Source organism: Caulobacter sp. GW821-FHT09B11 (assembly GCF_059418205.1).
In genome coordinates this window covers 42592-63823 of sequence record NZ_JBWKPK010000003.1, presented here as the reverse complement: position 1 = coordinate 63823, position 21232 = coordinate 42592, and the positions used below count along the sequence as shown (strand labels likewise).

Below are 21232 nucleotides of genomic sequence, written 5' to 3'. Positions count from 1 at the left end.
CTTGGCCAAGGCTTCCCACACATCGGCGGCGAACGCCGTCATTGCCAAGGCGAAAGTCTTGGAAACTTGAGGGGACGCGCCCACGCGCGACCTGGGAGGGGACGAGCTATGAGAACTACGCGAATCCGCATGGCCGGATGGATGGGCGGCGCTTCGGTCGCGGTGCTGCTGAGCGCGGCGCCGGCCTTGGCGCAGGAAACGGTGTCGACCGCTCCGGCCGCATCCCAGGCATCGCCTTCCGACGCCGTCGAAGACAACGCTGTCGACGTCGTCATCGTCACCGGCCAGCGCGCGGCGCTGAAGTCGGCCCAGCAGATCAAGCGCGACGCCGACACGATCGTCGACTCCATCACCGCCAACGACATCGGCGCGTTCCCCGACAAGTCGGTCGCCGAAGCGCTGCAGCGCGTGCCCGGCATCACCGTCAACCGCTACGCCTCGACCAGCGACACCACCCACTTCTCGGCCGAGCCCTCGGGCGTCATCGTCCGCGGCCTGTCGCAGGTGCGTTCGGAGTTCAACGGCCGCGACACCTTCAGCGCCAACTCCTCGCGCGGCCTGTCCTGGGGCGACGTCTCGCCCGAACTGATGGGCGGGGTCGACACCTACAAGAACCAGACGGCCGAACTGATCGAAGGCGGCATCGCCGGCAGCATCAATCTGCGTACGCGTCTGCCTTTTGACAGCGCTGGCCGCACGATCGGCCTCACCACCTCGCTGAACTACGGCACCCTGTCCGAGCAGCTGACGCCGGAAATCTCGGGCATCTACAGCAACCGCTGGGAGACCGAGATCGGCGAGTTCGGCCTGATGGTGAACGGCTCGCACTCCGAGCTGAACACGATCTCCGAAAGCGCCCAGTACGGCCGCATGGGGGTCTTCCAGGACACCGCCGCCTACGGCGCGGGCAAGAAGTACATCCCGTCGTGGTACCGCCTGGCCCACACCGAGTTCGACCGCACCCGCAACGGCATCTCGGCGGCCGGCCAGTGGCAGGACAAGGACCGCAAGTTCCTGGCCACCGTCCAGTACAACAAGTCGAGCTACGAGAACGTCTGGAACGAGCGCTCCGTCCAGGGCAGCGCCTTCAGCCTCTACGCCCAAGACCCGCGGATGGTGATCAGCAACGCCAGCAGCTGGCTGCTGCCGGCGTCCGGCTCCAAGTTCACCTTCGACGACGAGGGCAACTTCGAGAGCGGCATCATGACCTCGCCGCTGGGCTGGGTCGGCAACACCACCTCGGCCAGCCCCGATTGGGCCGGCTACCTGATCGGCCAGACTTCGACCGGCCAGCCGATCATCGATCCCTGCTACGGCTGGACCGGCCGGACCGACTGCGTGGCCGAGCAGCGCGGCGCGGAAATCTCGACCGACACCCGCTACAACTACAACAAGCAGTCCACCCAGGACCTGTCGTTGAATCTGAAGTGGGAGGCGACCGACCGCCTGCGCTTCAACTTCGACGTCCAGAAGGTCGACGCCAGCGTCCACAACTACGACGCCGACGTCGGCATGGTGGCCTATGGCAACCTGCAGATCGACGCCACCGGCGATCATCCGAAGATGACCTTCCTGCCGGGCACCAACATCAACTACGCCGCCGGGGGCCTCGGCAATCCGAACGCCTGGCGCTTCAACAACGTCAACAACCACCTCGAGGACAGCGAAGGCGAGCAGACGGCCCTTCGCTTCGACGTCAACTACGACCTCGGCGACGGCTGGCTGAACACGCTGAAGGTCGGCGCCCGCTACGCCGACCGCGAGCAGACCGTCCGCTGGAGCGCCTATAACTGGGGCGGCATCGCCAACGCCTGGGGCTGCGACAACCGCGGCGTCAACAGCACCGACTACCTCTGGTACAACGCCGACCGCAGCTCGCCGGCCACGAACGTCAACGGCGACTGCGACTCCGCGACGGCCAACACCACCTTCAGCGGCTGGTCGCCCAACCTCAGCGACGTGCGCTCCTTCAACAACATCTTCGACGGCAACGTCCTGAACGCCGGCCTGCTGACCTTCGCCGGCATGGACACGGTCAAGGACCTGGCCGCCCTGCAGAAGGCGTTCGGCTACGCCAACACCGGCGTCGGCTCGTCGAAGTGGAACGCGGTCTGCTACCGCGCCGGCGAGACCAACTGCTACCTGCCCGAGGAAATCGCCGACGTCGAAGAGAAAACCCAGGCCGTCTACGCCATGCTGAAGTTCGGCGGCGGCGACCACACGGTGTTCGGCTTCCCGGTCAGCGGCAACCTCGGCGTCCGCTACGTCGAGACCGAGAACACCAGCAACGGCGCGACGATCTACGCCGACATGTCGACGCTGACCTCGCGCACCTGCACCACCAACGCGCCGCCGACCGATCCGATCACCGGCCTGCCGCTGAACACGCCGTACCTGCCTCGGACCATGGGCTGCTACGTCTCGGCCAACGACTTCGCCTTCGCCAGCGGCGGCGGCACCACCGGTTCGGCCAAGGCCAAGCACCACAACGTGCTGCCGAGCTTCAACCTGAAGGTCGATCTGAACGACGAATGGCAGGTGCGCCTGGCCATCTCGCGGGCCATGTCGCGTCCCGACATCGGCTACATGAAGAAGTACCTGAAGATCAGCGCCACCCTGCCGAGCACGACCAACCTCAGCGATCCGCTGTGGGTCAAGGACTCGGCCGGCAACATCACCGCCGCCAACGTCCAGTACACGGCCGACGCCTACAATCCGTACCTGAAGCCGATGACGGCCGACCAGATCGACATCAGCCTCGAGCACTATTTCTCCGAGGTCGGCTCGCTGACGGTCGCGCTCTTCTACAAGAAGTTCAACGACTACATCCAGTACGGCGGCTTCTACCAGGACATCACCAACAACGGCGTGACCCGCTCGGTCTTCACCCGTGGCCCGATGAACGGCGACGGCGCCAAGATCCGCGGTGCGGAAGTGGCCTACCAGCGCTACTTCGACTTCCTGCCCGCGCCCTTCGACGGGCTGGGCGTCCAGGCCAACTTCACCTACCTGGAAAACAAGGGCGTCAAGAACCAGAACCTGACCAACGCCTCGGGCAGCGGCAGCTCCAACACCAGCGGCGGCGGCATCTCGCAGTCCGCGGGCGCCATCCGGGTGGACAGCCTCGAAGGTCTCTCGAAGTACTCCTACAACGTCGTGGGCATGTACGAGAAAGGCCGCTGGGCCCTGCGCGCCGCCTACAACTGGCGCTCCAAGTACCTGCTGACGGCCATGGACTGCTGCCTGCTCTATCCGATCTGGCAGGACGACGCCGGCTATCTCGACGCCTCGATCCGTTACCGGGCCACCGACAACCTCGAGATCAGCCTGCAGGGCAGCAACCTGCTGAACACCGAGTCGGTGCTCAAGCAGCAGGTCACCGACGCCGACGCCGGCGGCCTGCTGAAGGACAACGCCTGGAACCGCACGGACCAGCGTTACCTGCTGACCTTCCGCTTCAAGTACTAGCGGCGATCAAGGAGGGGCGGGCCATCGGTCCGCCCCTTCGATTTTGCGAGACAAACGGCCTGGGGACGGCGAACTTCAGGCCCGGTTCCTGGGGAGGAAGTCCGTCGGTCATGGAAGCCAATACGCCTCTTGATATCGTCATTGTCGGCGGCGGCACCGCCGGCTGGATGGTGGCGACCGCCCTGGTCAGCGGCCTGCGGCCGCATCAGGCCCGGGTTCGCCTGATCGAGTCCGACGATATCGCCACCGTCGGGGTGGGCGAGGCCACGATCCCCGCCATGCGCGACTACAACCGCTTCGTCGGCATCGACGAGGTCGAGATGCTGCGGGCGACCAACGGCACATTCAAGCTGGGCATCGAGTTCCTCGACTGGGGCTTCAAGGGCTCGAACTACCACCACCCGTTCGGCGTGCACGGCCAGTCGATCGGCGGCGCGGGCTTCCACCACCAGTGGAACCGGGCGCGGCTGGCGGGCCACGAGTTCGACATCGAGGACTTCTCCTACGCCATCGCCGCTTCGCGGGCCGACCGCTTCGAGTTCCCCAACGCCAACCCCGAGGCGATCGATTCCACCTACAGCTACGCCTACCATTTCGACGCCAGCCTCTATGCGAAGTTCCTGCGCAAGGTGGCCGAGAGCCGGGGCCTCAAGCGCACCGAGGGCAAGGTGGTCGACGTCACGCTGGAGGGCGCGAGCGGCGACGTCGCCTCGATCACCCTGGCCTCGGGCGAGGTGGTCAAGGGTGACTTCTTCGTCGACTGCACCGGCTTTCGCGGCCTGCTGATCGGCCAGACCCTGAACAGCCCGTTCGAGGACTGGACCCACTGGCTGCCCTGCGACCGGGCCTGGGCCGTGCCCTGCGCCCGCGCCGGGCGCTTCACGCCCTTCACCCGCTCGACCGCCCGCGAGGCCGGCTGGCAGTGGCGGATCCCGCTGCAGCACCGCACCGGCAACGGCTACGTCTATTCCAGCGCCCATATCAGCGACGACGAGGCCGCCGCCGTCCTGCTGGCCAATCTCGACGGCGAGGCCCTCGACGATCCGCGCCCGATCAAGTTCAAGGCCGGCCGCCGCACCGCCTCCTGGACCCGCAACGTCATGGCCGCCGGCCTGTCGAGCGGCTTCCTCGAGCCCCTGGAGTCGACCAGCATCTACCTGATCCAGATCGCGGTCATGAACCTCTTGAAGCTCTTCCCCGGCAAGCGGATCGAGCCGGCCCTAGTCGAGGACTTCAACCGCCGGGTCGACATGGAATACGACCGGGTGCGCGACTTCCTCATCCTGCACTACCACGCCAACACCCGCACCGACGGGACGCTGTGGAAGCAGTGCCGCGAGATGCCGATCCCCGACAGCCTGCGCGAGAAGCTGGAGCTGTTCCGCCATCGCGGTCACGCGCCCAACTATCGTGACGGCCTGTTCGCCATGCCCAGCTGGATCTCGGTGCTGCTGGGGCAGGGGGTGACGCCGCAGGGCTACGATCCCATGGCCGACAACGCGCCCCTGGCCCAGACCCTGGCCGAGCTGGAGCGCCAGCGCGAGGCCATCGCCCGCCGGGTTCCGGCCATGCCCAGCCACGCCGAGTTCATCGACCGCCACTGCGCCATCCCCGCCCGCGCCGCCGCGGAGGCGATGGCGTGAGCGGGCCGGTGAAGACCGTCGTCGTCGTTGGCCGAGGCACGACCCCGTGGCTCACCGCCCTGGCCCTGCGCCGCGCCTTCGGGGCCGGCGGCCTGGCCGTCCGCGTCGTCGAGACCGGGCCGCCGACGCCCGGCCTGTCGCACGCCGGCGTGCCGGCCCTGGGCAACCTGCACCAGTTGCTGGGCCTGCCTGAGGCTGAAGTGGCGCGGCGCTGCGGCGCGGTTCCGTCGCTGGGCCAGAGGTTCGCGGGCTTCGCCGGCGACGGGACGGCCTTCCTGCATCCCTACGACACCCACGGCCAGTCGATCGACTATGTCGACTTCACCCACCACTGGGTGCTTGCCCGCCGGCGCGGCCTGCAGGCGGCGCTGGAGGACTTCTCGCTCGGGGCGGCCGCCGCCAAGCAGGGCCGCATCGTCGAGGGCGACGATCCCGGCCGGCTGTCGGTTCCCGGCGTGGGCCTGCACGTGGACGCCACGGCCTACGCCGCGCTGTTGCGCCAGCACGCCCTGGCGGCCGGCGTCGCCGTCGACCAGGGCGCGGTCGCCGAGATCGACCGCACGGGCGACCTGATCGCCGCCGTGGTGCTGGAGGGCGGGACGCGGGTCGTCGGCGACCTGTTCATCGACGCCGGCGACGGCGCGCTGATCGGCCAGATGCCGGGGGCTGGGTTCGAGTCCTGGAGGGACTGGCTGCCCTTCGACCGCGTGCTGCCGCTGGCCGGCCGCCGCCTCAGCCCCGCGCCGGCCTTCGCCCACATCGAGGCCGTCGACGGCGGCTGGATCGGGCTCTATCCGCTGCTGGACCGCACGGCGGGCCTGGCCGTCTACGACTCCGGCACGACCGACGGCGAGGCCATGCTGCGCCGCGCCGAGACCGTCTCGGCCCTGGGCTGGCGGGCTGGCGAGCCCCTGGCCCTGTCGCCCGGCGTCCAGACCCGTCCCTGGATCGGCAACTGCGTGGCCGTGGGCGAGGCGGCGGTCGCGCTCGATCCATCCGACGCCGGACCGCTCTACAGCCTGCAGGCGGCGATCTCGCACCTGGTGACGCTGTTTCCGGTCGACGCCGCCGGCGGGCCGGAGGCGGGCGCCTACAACGCCGCCGTGCGCGCGCATGCGGCCAGCCTACGCGACTTCCAGGCCATGCACTACCGCCTGGCCAAACGCGCCGGCGCGCCGTGGGAAGCCGTCCGCGCCGTCGAACCTCCAGCCGATCTCGCCGCCAAGCTGCGCCTGTTCGCGGCGCGCGGCGTCGTGCCTGCCCGCGAGGACGAGGCCTACCAGGCCGCCAACTGGGCCGCCTGCATGATCGGCCACGGCCTGATCCCGCGGGCCCACGACCCCCTGGCCGAAGGCGTCGCCGAGGCCGAGCAGATCCAGGTCTTCCAGACCATCCTGCGCCGCATCGCTGTTGAGGTGGGCCAGATGCGCCCGCTGGAGGCCAGGCTCGCGGCCCTCGCGCCGCGTCTGGCCCCGGCTGCTCCCGCGCCCCTGAGGTTCACGTGACCCAAGCTGTCCGCAACATCGTGGTCGTCGGCGGCGGCACCGCCGGCTGGATGACGGCCGCCGCCCTGTCCCAGGTCGTCGGCACGCAGCGCTATTCGATCACCCTGGTGGAGTCCGAGCAGATCGGCACCGTCGGGGTGGGCGAGGCGACCATCCCGATGATCCTGCTCTTCAACAAGGTGCTGGGTCTCGACGAGGACGTCTTCATCCGCGAGACCAACGCCACCTTCAAGCTGGGCATCGAGTTCGTCGACTGGCGCCGCCGCGGCCACAGCTACTTCCACCCGTTCGGCCTCTACGGCGCCGACATGGACGGCGTCGGCTTCCAGCACTTCTGGCTGCGCTGGGCGCGCGAGAGCGGCCAGACCGACCACAGCCTGTTCAACGCCGAGTCCCTGGCCGCCAAGGCCGGGCGGTTCCTGCGCGCGCCGCCGCAGAGTCTCGCGACACTGCCCAAGATCAACTACGCCTTCCAGTTCGACGCGGCGCTCTACGCGGCCTTCCTGCGCCGCTACGCCGAGGCCCGGGGCGTGGTCCGCGTCGAGGGCAAGATCTCGGGCGTCGAGCGCGACGGGCAAAGCGGCCACGTCTCGCGCCTGGTGCTCGACGACGGCCGGACGATCGAGGGCGACTTCTTCGTCGATTGCTCGGGCTTCCGGGGCCTGCTGATCGAGGAGACCCTCGGCGCCGGCTATGACGACTGGAGCCGCTGGCTGCCCTGCAACCGCGCCGCCGCCATGCCCTGCGCCCGAGCCGGCGAACTGACCCCCTACACCCGCGCCACCGCCCGCGAGGCCGGTTGGCAGTGGCGGATCCCGCTGCAGCACCGCACCGGCAACGGCTATGTGTTCAGCGACGCCTTCATCGCCGAGGACGAGGCCGTGCGCCTGCTGGGCGAGCGCCTGGACGGCGCGGCGCTGGCCGATGCGAAGGTTCTGAAGTTCACCGCCGGCCGCCGCCGCAAGAGCTGGATCGGCAACGTCCTGGCCATCGGCCTGTCGAGCGGCTTCCTGGAACCGCTGGAGTCGACCAGCATCCACTTGGTCCAGGCGGCGATCGCCAAGCTGCTGGCCCTGTTCCCCAAGACCGGTTTCGACCCCTGGGTCGTCGACAAGTTCAATCGCGAGATGTCGCTGGAGTACGAGCAGGTCCGCGACTTCATCATCGCCCACTACAAGGTCACCGAGCGCGACGACACCGAGTTCTGGCGCTGGTGCCAGGCCATGGTCCCGCCCGACAGCCTGACCCAGCGGCTGGAGGTGTTCCGCACCCGCGGCGAGGTGCTGGTCGGCCAGCAGGAGCTGTTCAAGGAGACCAACTGGTTCGCCATCCTGGCGGGGCAGGGGCTGATCCCGCAGGACTATCACGCCGTCGCCGACACCATCTCGTCGGACGAACTGCGCCGGCGTGTCGGCATGATCCGCTCGGCGATCAACGAGCGCGTGGCCGGTATGCCGCCGCACGACCTCTATCTCGACAAGGCCGGCCTGCTGGGCGCGGCGGCGAGGGCCGCTGTTCCCGCCTGATTGGTCGGACCATCCTTGCGATTGGTATGACTTCTCGTTGACAAGCCGGCCTCCGTCGTCCGAATGCTAGCGGTAACAAAGAGCGTTGGCGGGAGGCGTGGGTGAGGGGCTTGAAGACCTGGTTCGGGGCGGGCGCGGCCGTCGTTGCGCTGCTGGCGGCGCAAATCGCTTCCGCCGAGATCCCGCGCCTCGAAAAGCACGGAACCAGCGCCCGCCTGGTCGTCGACGGCAAGCCGATGCTGGTGCTCGGCGGCGAGCTGGGCAATTCCAGCGCTTCCAGCCGTGCCTACATGGCCCGCCACTGGCCGCGCCTGAAGGCGATGAACCTCAACACCGTGCTCGCCCCCGTGTCCTGGGAACTGGTCGAACCCAAGGAGGGCGCCTACGACTTCTCCAGCGTCGATGACCTGATCGCCGACGCCCGCGCCCAGGACATCAAGCTCGTCCTGCTGTGGTTCGGGGCCTGGAAGAACAGCATGTCGACCTACGTCCCGGCCTGGGTGAAGCGCGACCAGGCCCGCTTCCCGCGCGTGCGGTCGCAGGACGGTTCGAGCGTCGAGATCCTCTCGGCCTTCTCCGACGACACCCGCAAGGCCGACGCCAGGGCCTACGCCGCCCTGCTGGCCCACCTGAAGACGGTCGACGCCGACCGAAACACCGTCCTGATGGTCCAGGTCGAGAACGAGATCGGCATGCTGCCCTCGGCCCGCGAGCATGGCCCGGCCGCCGACAAGGCCTATGCCGGCGAGGTCCCCGTCGCCCTGATCCAGCGCCTGAAGACCGGCGGCGAGGCGGTCGAGCCGGAGCTGCGCGACCTCTGGAAGCGCAACGGGTCCAAGGAAAAGGGATCCTGGGCCGCCGTCTTCGGCCCGGACGAGGCCGGGCAGGAGGTGTTCACCGCCTGGTCCTACGCCCGATACACCGAGGCCGTCACCGCCGCCGGCAAGGCGGCGTATCCGCTGCCGATGTACGTCAACGCCGCCCTCAATCGCACCGGTAAGAAGCCCGGCGAATACCCCAGCGGCGGGCCGCTGCCGCACCTGCTGGACGTCTGGAAGGCCGGCGCGCCGAGCCTGGATCTGCTGTCGCCCGACATCTACTTCCCGAACTTCAGCGACTTGGCCGCCCGGTTCGTGCGGCCCGACAACGCGCTCTTCATCCCCGAGGCCAACAACGCCAGCGCCCCGGAGACCCCGGCCAACGCCTTCTACGCCTTCGGAAATCTCGACGCTCTGGGCTTCTCGCCCTTCGCCATCGAGAGCGTCAACGCCGACGAGCAGAAGGCCATCGCCGACGCCTACGCCGTCCTGCGCCAGCTGACGCCGGCCCTGCTGGCCGCCCAGGGCAAGGGCGCCATGGCTGGCTTCAAGCCGCGCGTGCTGGAGGACGGGACGGTGCAGGACGCCCCGGTGGCCAAGGTGATGGGCGACTATCGCTTCGAGGTCGGCTTCATCGATCCTTGGACGCCCAAGACCGCCCAGAAGCCGGCGACCCACGGCGGCCTGATCATCCAGGTCGGACCCGAGGACTACCTGATCGCCGGCCGGGGCATCGTCGTCACCTTCGCCGGGGCGGGGAAGGGGCCGCCGCTGGCCGGCATCGACCGCGCCGAGGAGGGGGTGTTCGACGACCAGGGCCGCTGGATTCCCGGCCGCCTGCTCAACGGCGACCAGACCCACCAGGGCCGCCACATCCGCCTGTCGCCGGATCAGTTCCAGATCCAGCGGGTGCGGTTTTATCGGTATCGGTAGCTTTTAGCTCGTCATCCCGGGCGGAGGCGCGCAGCGCCGCAGACCCGGGACCCAGGGGACTGGGCGCGGCGGCTGGGTTCGCCGCCTTCGCTGAAGCAACCGCCGTGCGGCGGCCCCTGGGTCCCGGCTCTACGCTTCGCTTCGGCCGGGATGACGAGCTAAGGGGGGGCAAGGCCTCACATCCGCCACCGCAGCCCCACGCGCACCTCCCGCCCCGTGTCGTGCCGGTAGGTCGGGATCAGCGTGCGGTCGCTGAACTGCCGCTGCGGTGCGCCGGCCAGGTTCGAGGCCTCGGCCGTCAGGGTCAGGCTCGGCGACAGCTCCAGCCGCGCGGCGGCGTCCAGGGTGGTCAGCGGATCCACCCCATCGACGTCGCCGCCATTGGGGGCGGGGATGGTGGCCAGGTATCGGCCGCGATGGCTGAGCGCGACCCGCGCCTCCAGGCCAGGCCGCTGGTAGGCCAGCGCCAGGTTGGCCGCCAGGCGTGGCGCGCCCAGGGCGTCCTGCATGTCGACCCAGGCGCCGGTCTGGTCGAGCAGCCGCACCACGGTGCGGGTGTAGGCGCCCGCGCCCTGCAGCGTCCAATGCTCGGCGAGGGCGGCGCGGAACGAGGCCTCGGCCCCGGTCAGATGGCCCGGCCCGGTGTTGATCGGCCGCGAGAACTGCCAGATCGGCAGGGTCGGCGAGCAGTCCAGCGCCGCGCCGCAGGCCGCTGCCGCCACGCTGTCGGGAAGGCCGAACGGATTGGCCGAGAACGGCGCCGGCCGGGTCGTCGTCGACTGCACGGTGCTGGCGATGTTCTTCCGATACACCGCCGCGGTGACTTGCAGGCCGGGTCTCGGCCGCCAGTCCACCGACAGGTCGAAGGCGTCGGCCCGGGTGGGACGCAGGTTCGGATTGCCTGACGAGGCGGTCTTGGCCCCGGTGGTCGACAGTCCCACGCCCGGCCGCAGGCTGATCAGGTCGGGCCGCACCATGACCCGCGCCGCCCCGAACCGCACCACGACGTCGCGGCCGGCGCTCCAGGCCAGGTTCATCGACGGCAGGGCCGACCAGTAGGCGTTCGAGGCCGTCGTCCAGCGCAGGGCGGCGTCGGCCGTCACGTCCAGGCCGCCGGCCTCGATCCCGGTGCGCACCGCCCGCACCCCGGCCTCGCCCCAGACCCTTCGGCCCGCGTCGCGGGGCAGGGCCAGTTGCAGGTAGAGGGCGTCGGCCCGCTCGGTCACCGCGTAGTTCAGCGCCGCCACCGGGCCGGGGCCGGTCTGGTAACAGGCCGCGTCGGGACAGGCCGCCGCCAGCGCCCGCGCCACGTCGAAGGCCAGCCATTGGCCGGGCGCGCCCGCGACGCCGAAATCCACGCCCAGGCCGACCAGCCGCGCGTAGTCCGCGACCGACAGTCCCGAAAGACCGGCCGGGAGCAGGCCGTTGACGTTGCCGATCCCGCCGTCCGAGCGCATCCGCGCCGCCCCGACGGTGCGATAGGTCTTGGCCAGCACGCCCACGCGCCAGTCGATCGGCCCGGTGCGGTCCTCCAGGTCCATGGCCAGCGACCGATAGCTGTTGTCCACCCAGTTGGGATCCGAGCGGAACTCGCTGGCGGTCCAGGCGCCGGGCGTGGCGAGGGCCGCGTCGCCGAAGCTCAGGGCCGGCCGGTCGCCGTCGGAGAAGTCGTAGGCGAAGCCGTCGACATCGAACTGCTCCAGATAGAGCGTCTGCTGCACCGGATTGCTGAAGTCAGAGCGGCTGAAGCCCAGCAGCACCCGACCCTCGACGCCCTCCCGGAACCGATGGCTGGCGGCCAGGGTGGTCTGGCGGAAGATGGTGCTGAGTTCGTCACGCCGGGCTTCCGAGCGCACGTCCACCCCGTCGAAGCGGCCGGCGATCAGCACCGGCCTGCGGCCGCCGAACGTGATGATGTCGCCCTGCGTCACCGTCACCGCGTTCAGCCCGCAGCGTGGATCGGCCGGCGCGCCGCAGACGCCCGGCGTGCGGAAGGTGAAGCTCTCCAGCAGGTTCTCGCGCCGGTTCGAGCGCAGTTCGGCGTAGATCACGTCCAGGGCGATGCGCGTGGCGTCGCCGGGCCGCCACTCCAGCGAACCGGTCAGGCCCAGGCGCTGCTGGTCGATCTCGACCAGCTCCAGGCGCGGGATGCGGGCGTGCAGGGCGGCGTTGACGGCCGTCAGGTTCAGAGGAGCGAGGACGGCGCCGAAGCCCGGCGCGACGGCGTTTCCGGTCTCCCACTGGCCGGCGCTGGCCCCGGCCTCCAGCGTCGAGCGTCCCGAATAGGCGGCCGAAACCAGCACGCCCAGCCGGCCCGCGGCGTCGCGCCCCGACAGCACCGCCGACACCCGTGGCCGCACCCGGTCCGACAGGGTCTGGTAGCCCGCCTCGGCCACCAGCATCGCATGTCGCCTCGGCAGCTCCAGCGGCGAGCGGGTGCGCATGTCGACGGTGGCCCCCAGCGAGCCCTCGTCGAGGTCGGCCGAGGCGGTCTTTTGAAGCCTGACCTGCTTGAAGAGATCGGCGGCGAAGATGTTGTAGTCGAAGGCCCTGCCGCGATTGGTGCCGCCGATGGCGTTGCTGGCCCCGAAGGTCGCCAGGGTCTCCATGCCGTTGACCCGCACGCGGGTGAAGCGGCCGCCGACCCCGCGCACGGCGATCTGGCGGGCCTCGCCGGCCTCCGGTCCCGCCGCCACGCCCGGGATCTGCCGCAGGGCGTCGGCCAGGCCCAGGGCGCCGGCGCCGCGCAGCTGCTCCTCCAGCAGCACATCGACCTGGCCCGGCGCGTCGCGGGCTTCGTCCTGCGCCGGCTCGGCCAGCGGCCGGGCCACCACGCTGATCGCCGCCACGGTGATCAGCTCTTCCGTTTCGGTCGCGAGAGACGGCGCAGGCCGGACGACGGGCGCGGTGACCACGATCTCGCTGCGTCGCCGCAGCGACACGACCCCGCCCGTCGAGATCGCGAAGTCGAGGTCCGAGCCCGTCAGCAGGATCCGCATCGCCTGGTCCAGCGACATTGACCCCGAGAGGCCCGGCGCGCGCCGTCCGGCCGTAAGGGCGGCGGGGGCGGCGATCGGCGCGCCTGTGCGGGCCGACACCGCCAGCAGCGCCGTCGCCAAAGGCTGGGCCGGCTGGTCGAAGGAAAAGCGCCGTTCAGGCGGCGCTGAAAACGCCGGCGAGGCCGTCAGCCAAGCCACCGCCAGCGCGCCGATCGCGGGCGCGATCCTCATTTTGCCGCGTCGATCGTACGGCTTCCGTCGGCCGCGACCCGCACGCCCACCGGCAGGATCTCCGGCAGGCTGGTGAGGAAGCGGTCGGCCTGGTCGAGCTGGAAGCTGGCGGTGATCCGCAAGGCCGCCGCGCGCGGCGTCGCACGCACCTTGTGGCCCCGCGCGGCCAGATCGGCGACCACGTCGCCCAGCGGCGCGTCGGCATAGGCCAGGCGTCCGCTCCGCCAGGCCGCCGCCTCGGCGGGCGCAGCCAGCTTGCCGGTCTGGGCGCGTCCGCCGTCGATCTGCACATAGTCGCCGGCCCCCAGCCGCGCGACCTGTCGGCGCTCGCGGCCCTGGTAGACGGCCACCCGGCCTTCCTCGACCGCCACCCGCACCTGGCCGCCGGCCCCGGCCCGGGTGTCGAAGCGAGTGCCCAGCACCTCGACCTGAGCGCCGCCGACCGCCACCTGGAAGCGCCGGCCGTCGGCCTTGCGCACGGTGAAGAAAGCCTCGCCGCGCTCCAGCACATAGCCGCGATCGTTCCAGCGCGAGGCCTGGGCCAGTCGCGCGCCCGGCGCCAGCACCGCCGTGCTGCCGTCCTTCAGCGCCACCTGCCGGGCGACGGTCCCAGCCTCGAACGGCGCGGGCGGCGGCGTCAGCACCAGGGCCGTGACCAAGCAGGCCGCCAGGGTCGCGCCGGCGGCGATCCAGCCGACCGGAACGCGGCGAGGGGAGGGCCTCTTCAGCGCCTGCACCTGGCCCAAGGCCAGCAGCAGCGCCTCGGCTTCCTCATAGGCGCGGAGATGCTGCGGATCGGCGTCCAGCCAGGCGCGCAGCTGCGCCGAGCGCTCCGGCGGGAACGGCTCGCCCAGCACCGCCAGGACCCAGGCCCGGGCCTCCCGCCCGGTCGGCGAGTCAGGATCGACGGCTGCGTTCACGGGACAGGCCCCTAAAGTCGGTTGTGTAGTCGATGACGCCGCGCGCCAGGGCGCGCTGGCAGACGGCGGCGGCTTCGTCGATGGTCTTGCGGACCAGGGCCTCGGAGACGCTCTCGCGGCGGGCGATCTCGGCGAAGCTCAGGCCCTCGATGCGATTGGCGGCGAGATAGCGGCGATGCCGCTCGGGCAGGCCGGCCACCACCTTTTCCAGCAGCTTCAGGTCGTCGCGGGCGATCAGGGACCGTTCGACGTCCGGCGGCTCGTCCGGCGCCAGGGCCGGGGCCGAGACGTCGAGCAGTCGCGCCGTCCGCCGGCGGCTGCGCCGGCCGTCGAGCGCCAGGTTGATGGCGACGCGGAATACGAAGGCGCGGGGGCTTTCCAGCGCCCGGTCGGACGGCCGCTCGCCCAGCTTCAGGAAGGCCTGCTGCGCCACGTCCTCGGGATCGGGCGGACCGCCGCCGAAGCGCGCGCGCAGGAAGGCGCACAGGTCGCTCCAGTCCTGGGCGTAGGCGCGTCGATAGGCCGACCGGTCTTTCCACAGCTCGGCGCCCCACAGCTCGGATTTGTCGCGAGCCTCTGGCCGTTCCGCCCTCGACACGGGGCCTCCCCAATCACCCGGTTCAGGCCGGTGGGCGGACGATGCTGGCGAATGTCCGCAGGATCAATGCGCCGCAAGAAATATGCACCCGGCGCGATTTTCTTGTGCGGATCGGCAAGGTGGAAACGTCGTTCGTGGTCAGGTGAAAACTTGCTGAAATTTCCCAAAATTATTTAAGTTACCGGTACCTTTTTCGCTTTTCGTCGTGATTGCGACATGCTTATTTCAATCATGACACCGGTGGCTATCCGGGCGAGACGGCCGACAAAGGCCGCGATTGGGAAGGGGAGGCGGCGCCATGAACAGCTCTGCACGCGACTCGCGAGCATCGCCGGACGGCCGCGCCGAGGCCGGCGAGCGACCGGCCGAAGAGCCCGTCTTCGACATCGGCCGCGCCTTCCAGACACCCCTCGAAACCGACGTCGGCGACATGCTGACCCGCTCGCTGTGCCGTCAGATCCGCCAGGCCCTGCTCGAGGGCAAGGCCGTCGAACTGCCGGGCCTGGGTCGCCTGGAGATTCGCGACAAGCGCCGCTACGGCCTCGTGAACCCCTCCAGCGGCGCCCGCGCCGACCTCGGCGGCGAGCGCGCCGTCGTCTGGCGTCCCGACCGCAAGCTGCTGCGCGACCTGAATTCCTCCCGAGGCGATGTCTGATGCGTGTTTCCGTTTCCTGCCGTCGCTTCGGCCTCGTCTCCATGCTCGCCCTGTCGCTGGCCGCCGCGCCCGCCGCCGCGTTCGCCGCCGACGCCTTCCATGACGTGAACCTGTCGCCCGAGGCCCGCGCCGCCGACCTCGTCTCGCGCATGACGCTGGAGGAGAAGGCGGGCCAGCTGAAGCACGCCGCCCCCGCCATCCCGCGCCTGGGCGTTCCCGCCTACAACTGGTGGAGCGAGGGGCTGCACGGCGTCGCCCGGGCAGGCGAGGCCACGGTCTTCCCGCAGGCCATCGGCATGGCCGCGACCTGGGACGTCCCCCTGATCCAAGATGTCGCCGACACCATCGCCACCGAGTTCCGCGCCAAGTATCTCGACAAGCGCGGTCCCGACGGCGCGGTCGCCCAGTATCGCGGCCTGACCGTCTGGTCGCCCAACATCAACATCTTCCGCGACCCGCGCTGGGGCCGGGGGCAGGAGACCTGGGGCGAGGATCCGCACCTGACCGCCGCCTTCGGCGTGGCCTTCGTCGAGGGACTGCAAGGGCCAGACCCTGCTCACTACAAGACCGCCGCGACCGCCAAGCACTTCGCCGTGCACAGCGGCCCCGAGGCCGACCGTCACCACGACGACATCCACCCCAGCAAGCACGATCTGGCCGACACCTACCTGCCGGCCTTCGAGGCCCTGGTGAAGCGCGGCAAGGTTGAGGCGGTGATGTGCGCCTACAACGCCGTCGACGGCGTGCCCGCCTGCGCCAGCGACTTCCTGCTGAAGGACACCCTGCGCGGCAAGTGGGGCTTCAAGGGCCATGTCGTCTCCGACTGCGCGGCCATCGCCGACGTCTTCCTGCCGACCTCGCACAGCTACGTGAAGACGCCGGCCCAGGCGGTGGCCGTCAGCGTCAAGGCCGGGACCGACCTGATCTGCGCCGAGTTCGGGGCCGACAAGAGCGCCGAGATCGGCCCGATCGTCGAGGCGGTGAAGACCGGGCTGATGACACAGGGCGACCTCGACCATGCCGTCCGCCGCCTGTTCGTCGCCCGCATCAAGCTGGGTCTCTTCGATCCGCCGGCCAGCGGTCCCTACGCCAGGATCACGCCTGCCGACAACGACACCCCCGCCAACCGTGCCCTGTCGCTGAAGACGGCCCAGGCCTCGATGGTGCTGCTGAAGAACGACGGCCTCCTGCCGCTGAAGGCCGCCCCGAAGCGGATCGCCGTCATCGGCCCCAACGCCGACAGCCTCGACGCCCTGGTCGGCAACTACAATGGAACGCCGTCGAAGCCGGTCACCGTGCTGGCCGGGATCCGCGCCCGCTATCCGGACGCCCAGGTCACCTATGTCGAGGGGACGGGCCTGGTCGGCGCGCCGATGGCGACCCTGCCCAATGACGCCCTCTGCGCCGACGCCGCCTGCGCGACCAGGGGCGTCAAGGTCGAGACTTTCCAGGGCCTGGACCTCTCCGGCGAGGCCAAGGCCGGCGCCGTCGCCAACGTCCAGGTCGCCTGGGGCCGGCCCCAGCGGGAAAAGCGCCGGACGTCAACGCGTTGGACCGGCTACCTCAAGCCGACCGAGACCGGCGTCCACCGCTTCACCCTGCGCGGCGAGGGTGGCTATCGGGTACTCGTCGACGGCAAGGTCGTGGTCGACGCCTGGAAGCGTCCGGCCGACGCCACGCCGGAGGGCGCCGTCGCCCTGACCGCCGGCCAGGCCCACGCCATCACGGTCGAGGCCTGGCAGGAGGGCGACCGCGGCGACCAGCGCCTGACCTGGAGTCGACCCAGCCAGGGCGGAGAGGCCGCCATTGCCGCGGCCAGAGACGCCGACCTCGTCCTCTTCATCGGCGGCCTGACCGCCAAGCTGGAGGGCGAGGAGATGTCGGTCCGCGCCCCGGGCTTCGCCGGCGGCGACCGCACCCGCATCGACTTGCCCGCCCCGCAGGAGGCGCTGCTGGAAGGCCTGCACGCCACGGGCAAGCCGGTGGTGCTCGTTTTGATGAACGGCTCGGCCATGGCCGTGAACTGGGCGGACGAGAAGCTACCGGCCATCGTCGAGGCCTGGTATCCGGGCGGCGAGGGCGGCCATGCCGTGGCCGGTCTGATCGCCGGCGACTTCAATCCATCGGGCCGCCTGCCGCTGACCTTCTACCGCTCGGCCGATCAACTGCCGCCGTTCAAGGACTACGGCATGGCCGGTCGCACCTATCGCTATTTCGGCGGCGAGGCGCTCTATCCGTTCGGCCATGGCCTGAGCTTCACGACCTTCAAGTACGGCCAGCCCAAGCTCGCCAGGACCGTCAAGGCCGGCGAGGGGCTGAAGGTCTCAGTGGATGTCACCAACGCCGGCCAGCGCGACGGCGACGAGGTGGCCCAACTCTATGTCTCGCGCGGCGCGGCCGGCGCGCCGGTCCGGTCGTTGAAGGGCTTCCAGCGGGTCGCGCTGAAGGCCGGCGAGACGAAGACCCTGACCTTCGAACTCGATCCCGCCGCCCTCAGCGTCGTCGACGCCGCCGGTGTTCGTTCGGTCGAGACCGGTCCGGTCGATCTGTGGATCGGCGGCGGCCAGCCCGTCTCGCGTCCGGGCCTCGCCAAGCCCGCCGGCGTCGCCGTCCGCCTCGACGTCGCCGGCCGCAAGGTGCTGCCGTGAGGCTCGATCGCCGTTCCTTCCTGGCCGCCGGCGGCGCGGGTCTCGCCGCGACCGGCGTCGCCCAGGCCGCGCCCGCGACGGCCGCCGACCTGCTGGCCGTGCCCGACGAGGGCTGGAGCCTGTGGATCGACCAGGCCGCGCCGTGGAAGGACGACGCGCTGCACCTGCCCAGCGCCGTCGATCTGGCGACCCTGCCGGTCAACCCGCCGACCGGCGGCTGGACGGCGCTGAAGGCGACCGACGCCATCACCGTCAGCCTGCCGACCACGGTCGAGGAGCATTTCTGGGGCAGGTTCGCCTCGCGTCCCTACGGCGCCGACGAATACCGCTACGCCGAGGACGACGACGTGCCGCGCTACGGCGCCTACAAGGGCGTCTCCTGGTGGTCGCGGTCGATCGACATTCCCGCCTCGGCCAAGGGCAAGCGCGTCTTGCTGAACCTGCACGGCGCGCGGCTGCGGGCCGAGGTGTTCCTGAACGAGCGTCTGGTCGGCTACTCGATCATGTCGGAGCTGCCGTTCGCCTGCGATCTGACGGCGGCGATGCTGCCGGGCCAGGCCAACCGCTTGTCGATCCGCATCACCAATCCGGGCGGCCGCTTCGACTGGCGCGACAGCACCACCATGGCCTGGGGCAAGGTCAAGCTCTTCGCCTCGCACGGCTTCGGCGGCCTCGACCGCGGCCTGACGCTGAGCGTCCATCCGCTGGCCGCCCGCATCGACGACGCCTGGGTGCTGAACACGCCTCAGCCGCGCACGGTCACGGCCTTCATGGACGTGGTGCTGGAGAAGCCTGTCGCTGATCCGCAGACCCTGCGCGCCAAGGCCTCGGCGATGCTCGTCGACGACAACGGCGCGCCGATTGCGGCCGACATCAAGCTCGAAACCCTGGAGGCCCTCGAAGGCGGCCGCCGCCTGCGGGTCCGCTTCACGGTGACCGCGCCCAAGGCCGACCTCTGGGACCTCGACACGCCGCGCCTGCACCGCCTGCGCCTGTCCTGGGCCGAGACCAGGCGTGACATCGACACCCGCGAGGTTCGCTTCGGCTTCCGCTGGTTCGGCGTCGAGGGCGTCGGGACCAACGCCCTGCTGCGGCTGAACGGTCGCCGCATCCGGCTCTATTCGGCGATCTCCTGGGGCTATTGGGGCTTCAACGGTCTGTGGCCGACCAAGGAGCTCGCCCGCCGCGAAGTGACCTCGGCCCGCACGCTGGGCCTCAACGCGCTGCACTTCCACCGCAACGTCGGCAAGCCCGAGGTCTTCCAGGCCATGGACGAGATGGGCCTCTTGCGGGTGATGGAACCCGGCGGCGGCCGCCACGCCATCGGTCGTGACCTGAAGCCGGGCGAGACCCTGTCGCCCGCCGACGCTTTCAGCCGCCAGTTCATGGTCGAAAAGTGCCAGGCCATGGTGCGGGCCTTCCGCTCACACCCGTCGCTGGCCCATTACACCCTGCAGAACGAGATCGGCGCGAACCTGGCCAATCCCGACGTGCAGCATGTGCTGAAGGCCATGCACGACCTGGATCCCAGCCGGGCGGTCATCCTCAACGACGGCTTCGTCAAGCGCGGCGCGGCCCAGGCCATGTACCTGCCTTACGACGACCACTACTACCACTCGGACGTGGAAGAGTGGGGCGGCTGGTGGGTCGAACACCAGGGCGCCGGCGACCAGTGGTACGACCGCTTCTACGCGGGCAAGGACGACTATATCCACCGCCAGACCGGTAAGCCGTTCATCGTCGAGTTCGGCGAGATGCAGGGCTGCGCCGTCGCCGACAACCATGTGGCCATGGTCGCCGAGATCCTGGCCAAGGGCGGCAAGAGCTACGACCTGGAGGACCACAAGGCGATCGTCGGGGCGACCAGCGCCTTCCTCGACCGCTGGGGCTTCCGCAAGGCCTTCCCGACCACCGAGGCCCTGTTCCTGTCGGTCGGCGCCAAGGCCTACGAGGCCTGGCGCAACTACCTGGAGAACATCCGTCTGGGCGAGAGCGTGGACGTCGCCGCCATCTCCGGCTGGGAAAGCACGGCGATCGAGAACCATTCGGGCATTGTCGACGTGCTGCGCGGCTTCAAGGCCGACCCGGCCCTGATGAGCCAGAGCCTGCGGCCCGCCCTGGCCGTCGCCAAGCCCCGCAAACTGGCCTACGCCCCGGGCGAGAGCGCCGACCTGGACCTCTGGCTGTTCAACGACACCGGCAAGGCCGTGAGCGGCGAACTCGTGCTCAGCCTCGTTGGGCCGGACGGCGCGGCGCGGGAGGCGGGCCGCTGGCCCGTGCCCGCCCATGAGCCTGACCGCCTCTCGTGGCTGGTCGCCGAAAGCGTCCGCACCCCGGCCTTCGAGCGGGAAGGGCGGCATGTCATCCGCCTGGTCCTGGCCGGCTCGGGCGAGGTGGTCTCCGATCGCGAAGTCTGGGTCGCCGCGTCCCATGGCGCGCCTCGCCGCAAGCTGAAGCTCGCCGTTTCCGGTGTCGCCAAGAGCCTGCGCACCCAGTTGGAAAAGCAGCCCGGAGTCACGGTCGAGGACTTCAAGCCCGGCGCCCGCTACGACGGGATCGTCGCCTCGGGCCTGAAGGCCGACGAGATCATCCGCCGCCAGGTCGGCGAGCAGACCGGCCTCGAGGCCCAGCCGAAGAAGGGCGAGAAGGTCGAGTTGATGCTCGGCGAACTGCCCGCCGACGTGCTGGCCGCCGTCGCCGCCGGAACCCCGCTGCTGGCCATGGTGCAGGAAGACGGCCTGGCCGAAGGCGTCGCCCGGCAGCTCGCGAGCCTTGGCCTCTTCACCTACGCCGGCCAGGTCGGGGGCCTGCGCGCGCCGTGGATGGGCAACTGGAACTATGTCCGGTCCCACCCGACCTTCGCCGGCATTCCCTCCGACCGCGCCATGAGCGTGCTGCACCAGGTCGAGGGCCAGCCGTCGAACGGCCTGGTCGTGGACGGGGAGGGCGTCGAGGTGATCGCCGCCTACAGCCGCGACCACGACCGCCGCAACGGAGCGGCCAGCCTTATCGCCCGCAAGGGGGCGATGCGCGTGCTGGTCCACCGGCTTCCCGACATGGCCCCGCCGCTCCAGGCCCGCTGGCTCAGTAACGCCCTGGACTGGCTGGCCGCCGATCCGATCACGAGCCCAGGAGGGTGAGCGACGATGTCCAGCGCCTAGAGCCATGACCTGACGGCCCCCGGCCGTCGCAGACGACACCAAGAGATCAGCAACGGCCTTCCCGCCGCCACGCCCCCTGGCGCGGCGCACGGGAGCGCTCGCGCCAAATCCGACGCGTCCGAGAGGC

11 protein-coding genes are annotated in these 21232 nt (G+C 70.3%); 8 read left to right on the top strand and 3 right to left on the bottom strand.

Annotated elements, in window-relative coordinates:
• Window positions 1-108: 108 nt before the first annotated feature.
• The 5 genes from AC07N1_RS02645 (at window position 109) to AC07N1_RS02625 (ending at window position 9893) form a co-directional block, all read left to right on the top strand.
• Window positions 109-3468 carry a TonB-dependent receptor gene (locus AC07N1_RS02645; protein WP_494670370.1) on the top strand — a complete coding sequence of 1120 codons (3360 nt, stop codon included), beginning with the start codon at window positions 109-111 and terminating at the stop codon, window positions 3466-3468.
• 110 nt (window positions 3469-3578) lie between these two features.
• Window positions 3579-5111 carry a tryptophan halogenase family protein gene (locus AC07N1_RS02640; RefSeq protein WP_494670369.1) on the top strand — a complete coding sequence of 511 codons (1533 nt, stop codon included), beginning with the start codon at window positions 3579-3581 and terminating at the stop codon, window positions 5109-5111.
• Entirely contained in the window at window positions 5108-6616 is a 1509-nt protein-coding gene (locus AC07N1_RS02635; protein WP_494670368.1) for a tryptophan 7-halogenase, read from the top strand. The genes AC07N1_RS02640 and AC07N1_RS02635 overlap by 4 nt, the downstream gene beginning before the upstream one ends.
• Window positions 6613-8142, top strand: coding sequence for a tryptophan halogenase family protein (locus AC07N1_RS02630; RefSeq protein ID WP_494670367.1), 1530 nt, complete (start codon window positions 6613-6615; stop codon window positions 8140-8142). The genes AC07N1_RS02635 and AC07N1_RS02630 overlap by 4 nt, the downstream gene beginning before the upstream one ends.
• A 101-nt stretch (window positions 8143-8243) precedes the next feature.
• Window positions 8244-9893, top strand: a complete 1650-nt coding sequence (locus AC07N1_RS02625) for a GH35 family beta-galactosidase (RefSeq protein WP_494670366.1) — start codon at window positions 8244-8246, stop codon at window positions 9891-9893.
• A 176-nt stretch (window positions 9894-10069) separates the two neighbouring features.
• Here AC07N1_RS02625 and AC07N1_RS02620 read toward each other — a convergent pair whose 3' ends face one another.
• From AC07N1_RS02620 to AC07N1_RS02610, 3 genes are read right to left on the bottom strand one after another with little or no spacing between them, the layout of a single operon-like run.
• Window positions 10070-13123 (bottom strand): TonB-dependent receptor, encoded by a 3054-nt coding sequence (locus AC07N1_RS02620; RefSeq protein ID WP_494670365.1) that lies wholly within the window; start codon window positions 13121-13123, stop codon window positions 10070-10072.
• On the bottom strand, window positions 13120-14043 hold the full coding sequence (locus AC07N1_RS02615; RefSeq protein ID WP_494670364.1) for a FecR family protein: 924 nt from the start codon (window positions 14041-14043) through the stop codon (window positions 13120-13122). The genes AC07N1_RS02620 and AC07N1_RS02615 overlap by 4 nt, the downstream gene beginning before the upstream one ends.
• The gene (locus AC07N1_RS02610; RefSeq protein WP_494670363.1) at window positions 14021-14641 is read right to left on the bottom strand and encodes an RNA polymerase sigma factor; all 621 of its coding nucleotides are present in this window, start codon (window positions 14639-14641) and stop codon (window positions 14021-14023) included. Before AC07N1_RS02610 ends, AC07N1_RS02615 begins: the two co-directional genes overlap by 23 nt.
• Before the next feature lie 298 nt (window positions 14642-14939).
• Here AC07N1_RS02610 and AC07N1_RS02605 point away from each other — a divergent pair, with 298 nt between their 5' ends.
• The 3 genes from AC07N1_RS02605 to AC07N1_RS02595 are packed head-to-tail and all read left to right on the top strand — an operon-like array spanning window position 14940 to window position 21084.
• Window positions 14940-15296 (top strand): HU family DNA-binding protein, encoded by a 357-nt coding sequence (locus AC07N1_RS02605; RefSeq protein WP_494670362.1) that lies wholly within the window; start codon window positions 14940-14942, stop codon window positions 15294-15296.
• Window positions 15296-17944 (top strand): glycoside hydrolase family 3 C-terminal domain-containing protein, encoded by a 2649-nt coding sequence (locus AC07N1_RS02600; protein WP_494670361.1) that lies wholly within the window; start codon window positions 15296-15298, stop codon window positions 17942-17944. Before AC07N1_RS02605 ends, AC07N1_RS02600 begins: the two co-directional genes overlap by 1 nt.
• Entirely contained in the window at window positions 17941-21084 is a 3144-nt protein-coding gene (locus tag AC07N1_RS02595) for a sugar-binding domain-containing protein (RefSeq protein ID WP_494670360.1), read from the top strand. The genes AC07N1_RS02600 and AC07N1_RS02595 overlap by 4 nt, the downstream gene beginning before the upstream one ends.
• The last annotated feature ends 148 nt before the right edge of the window (window positions 21085-21232 follow it).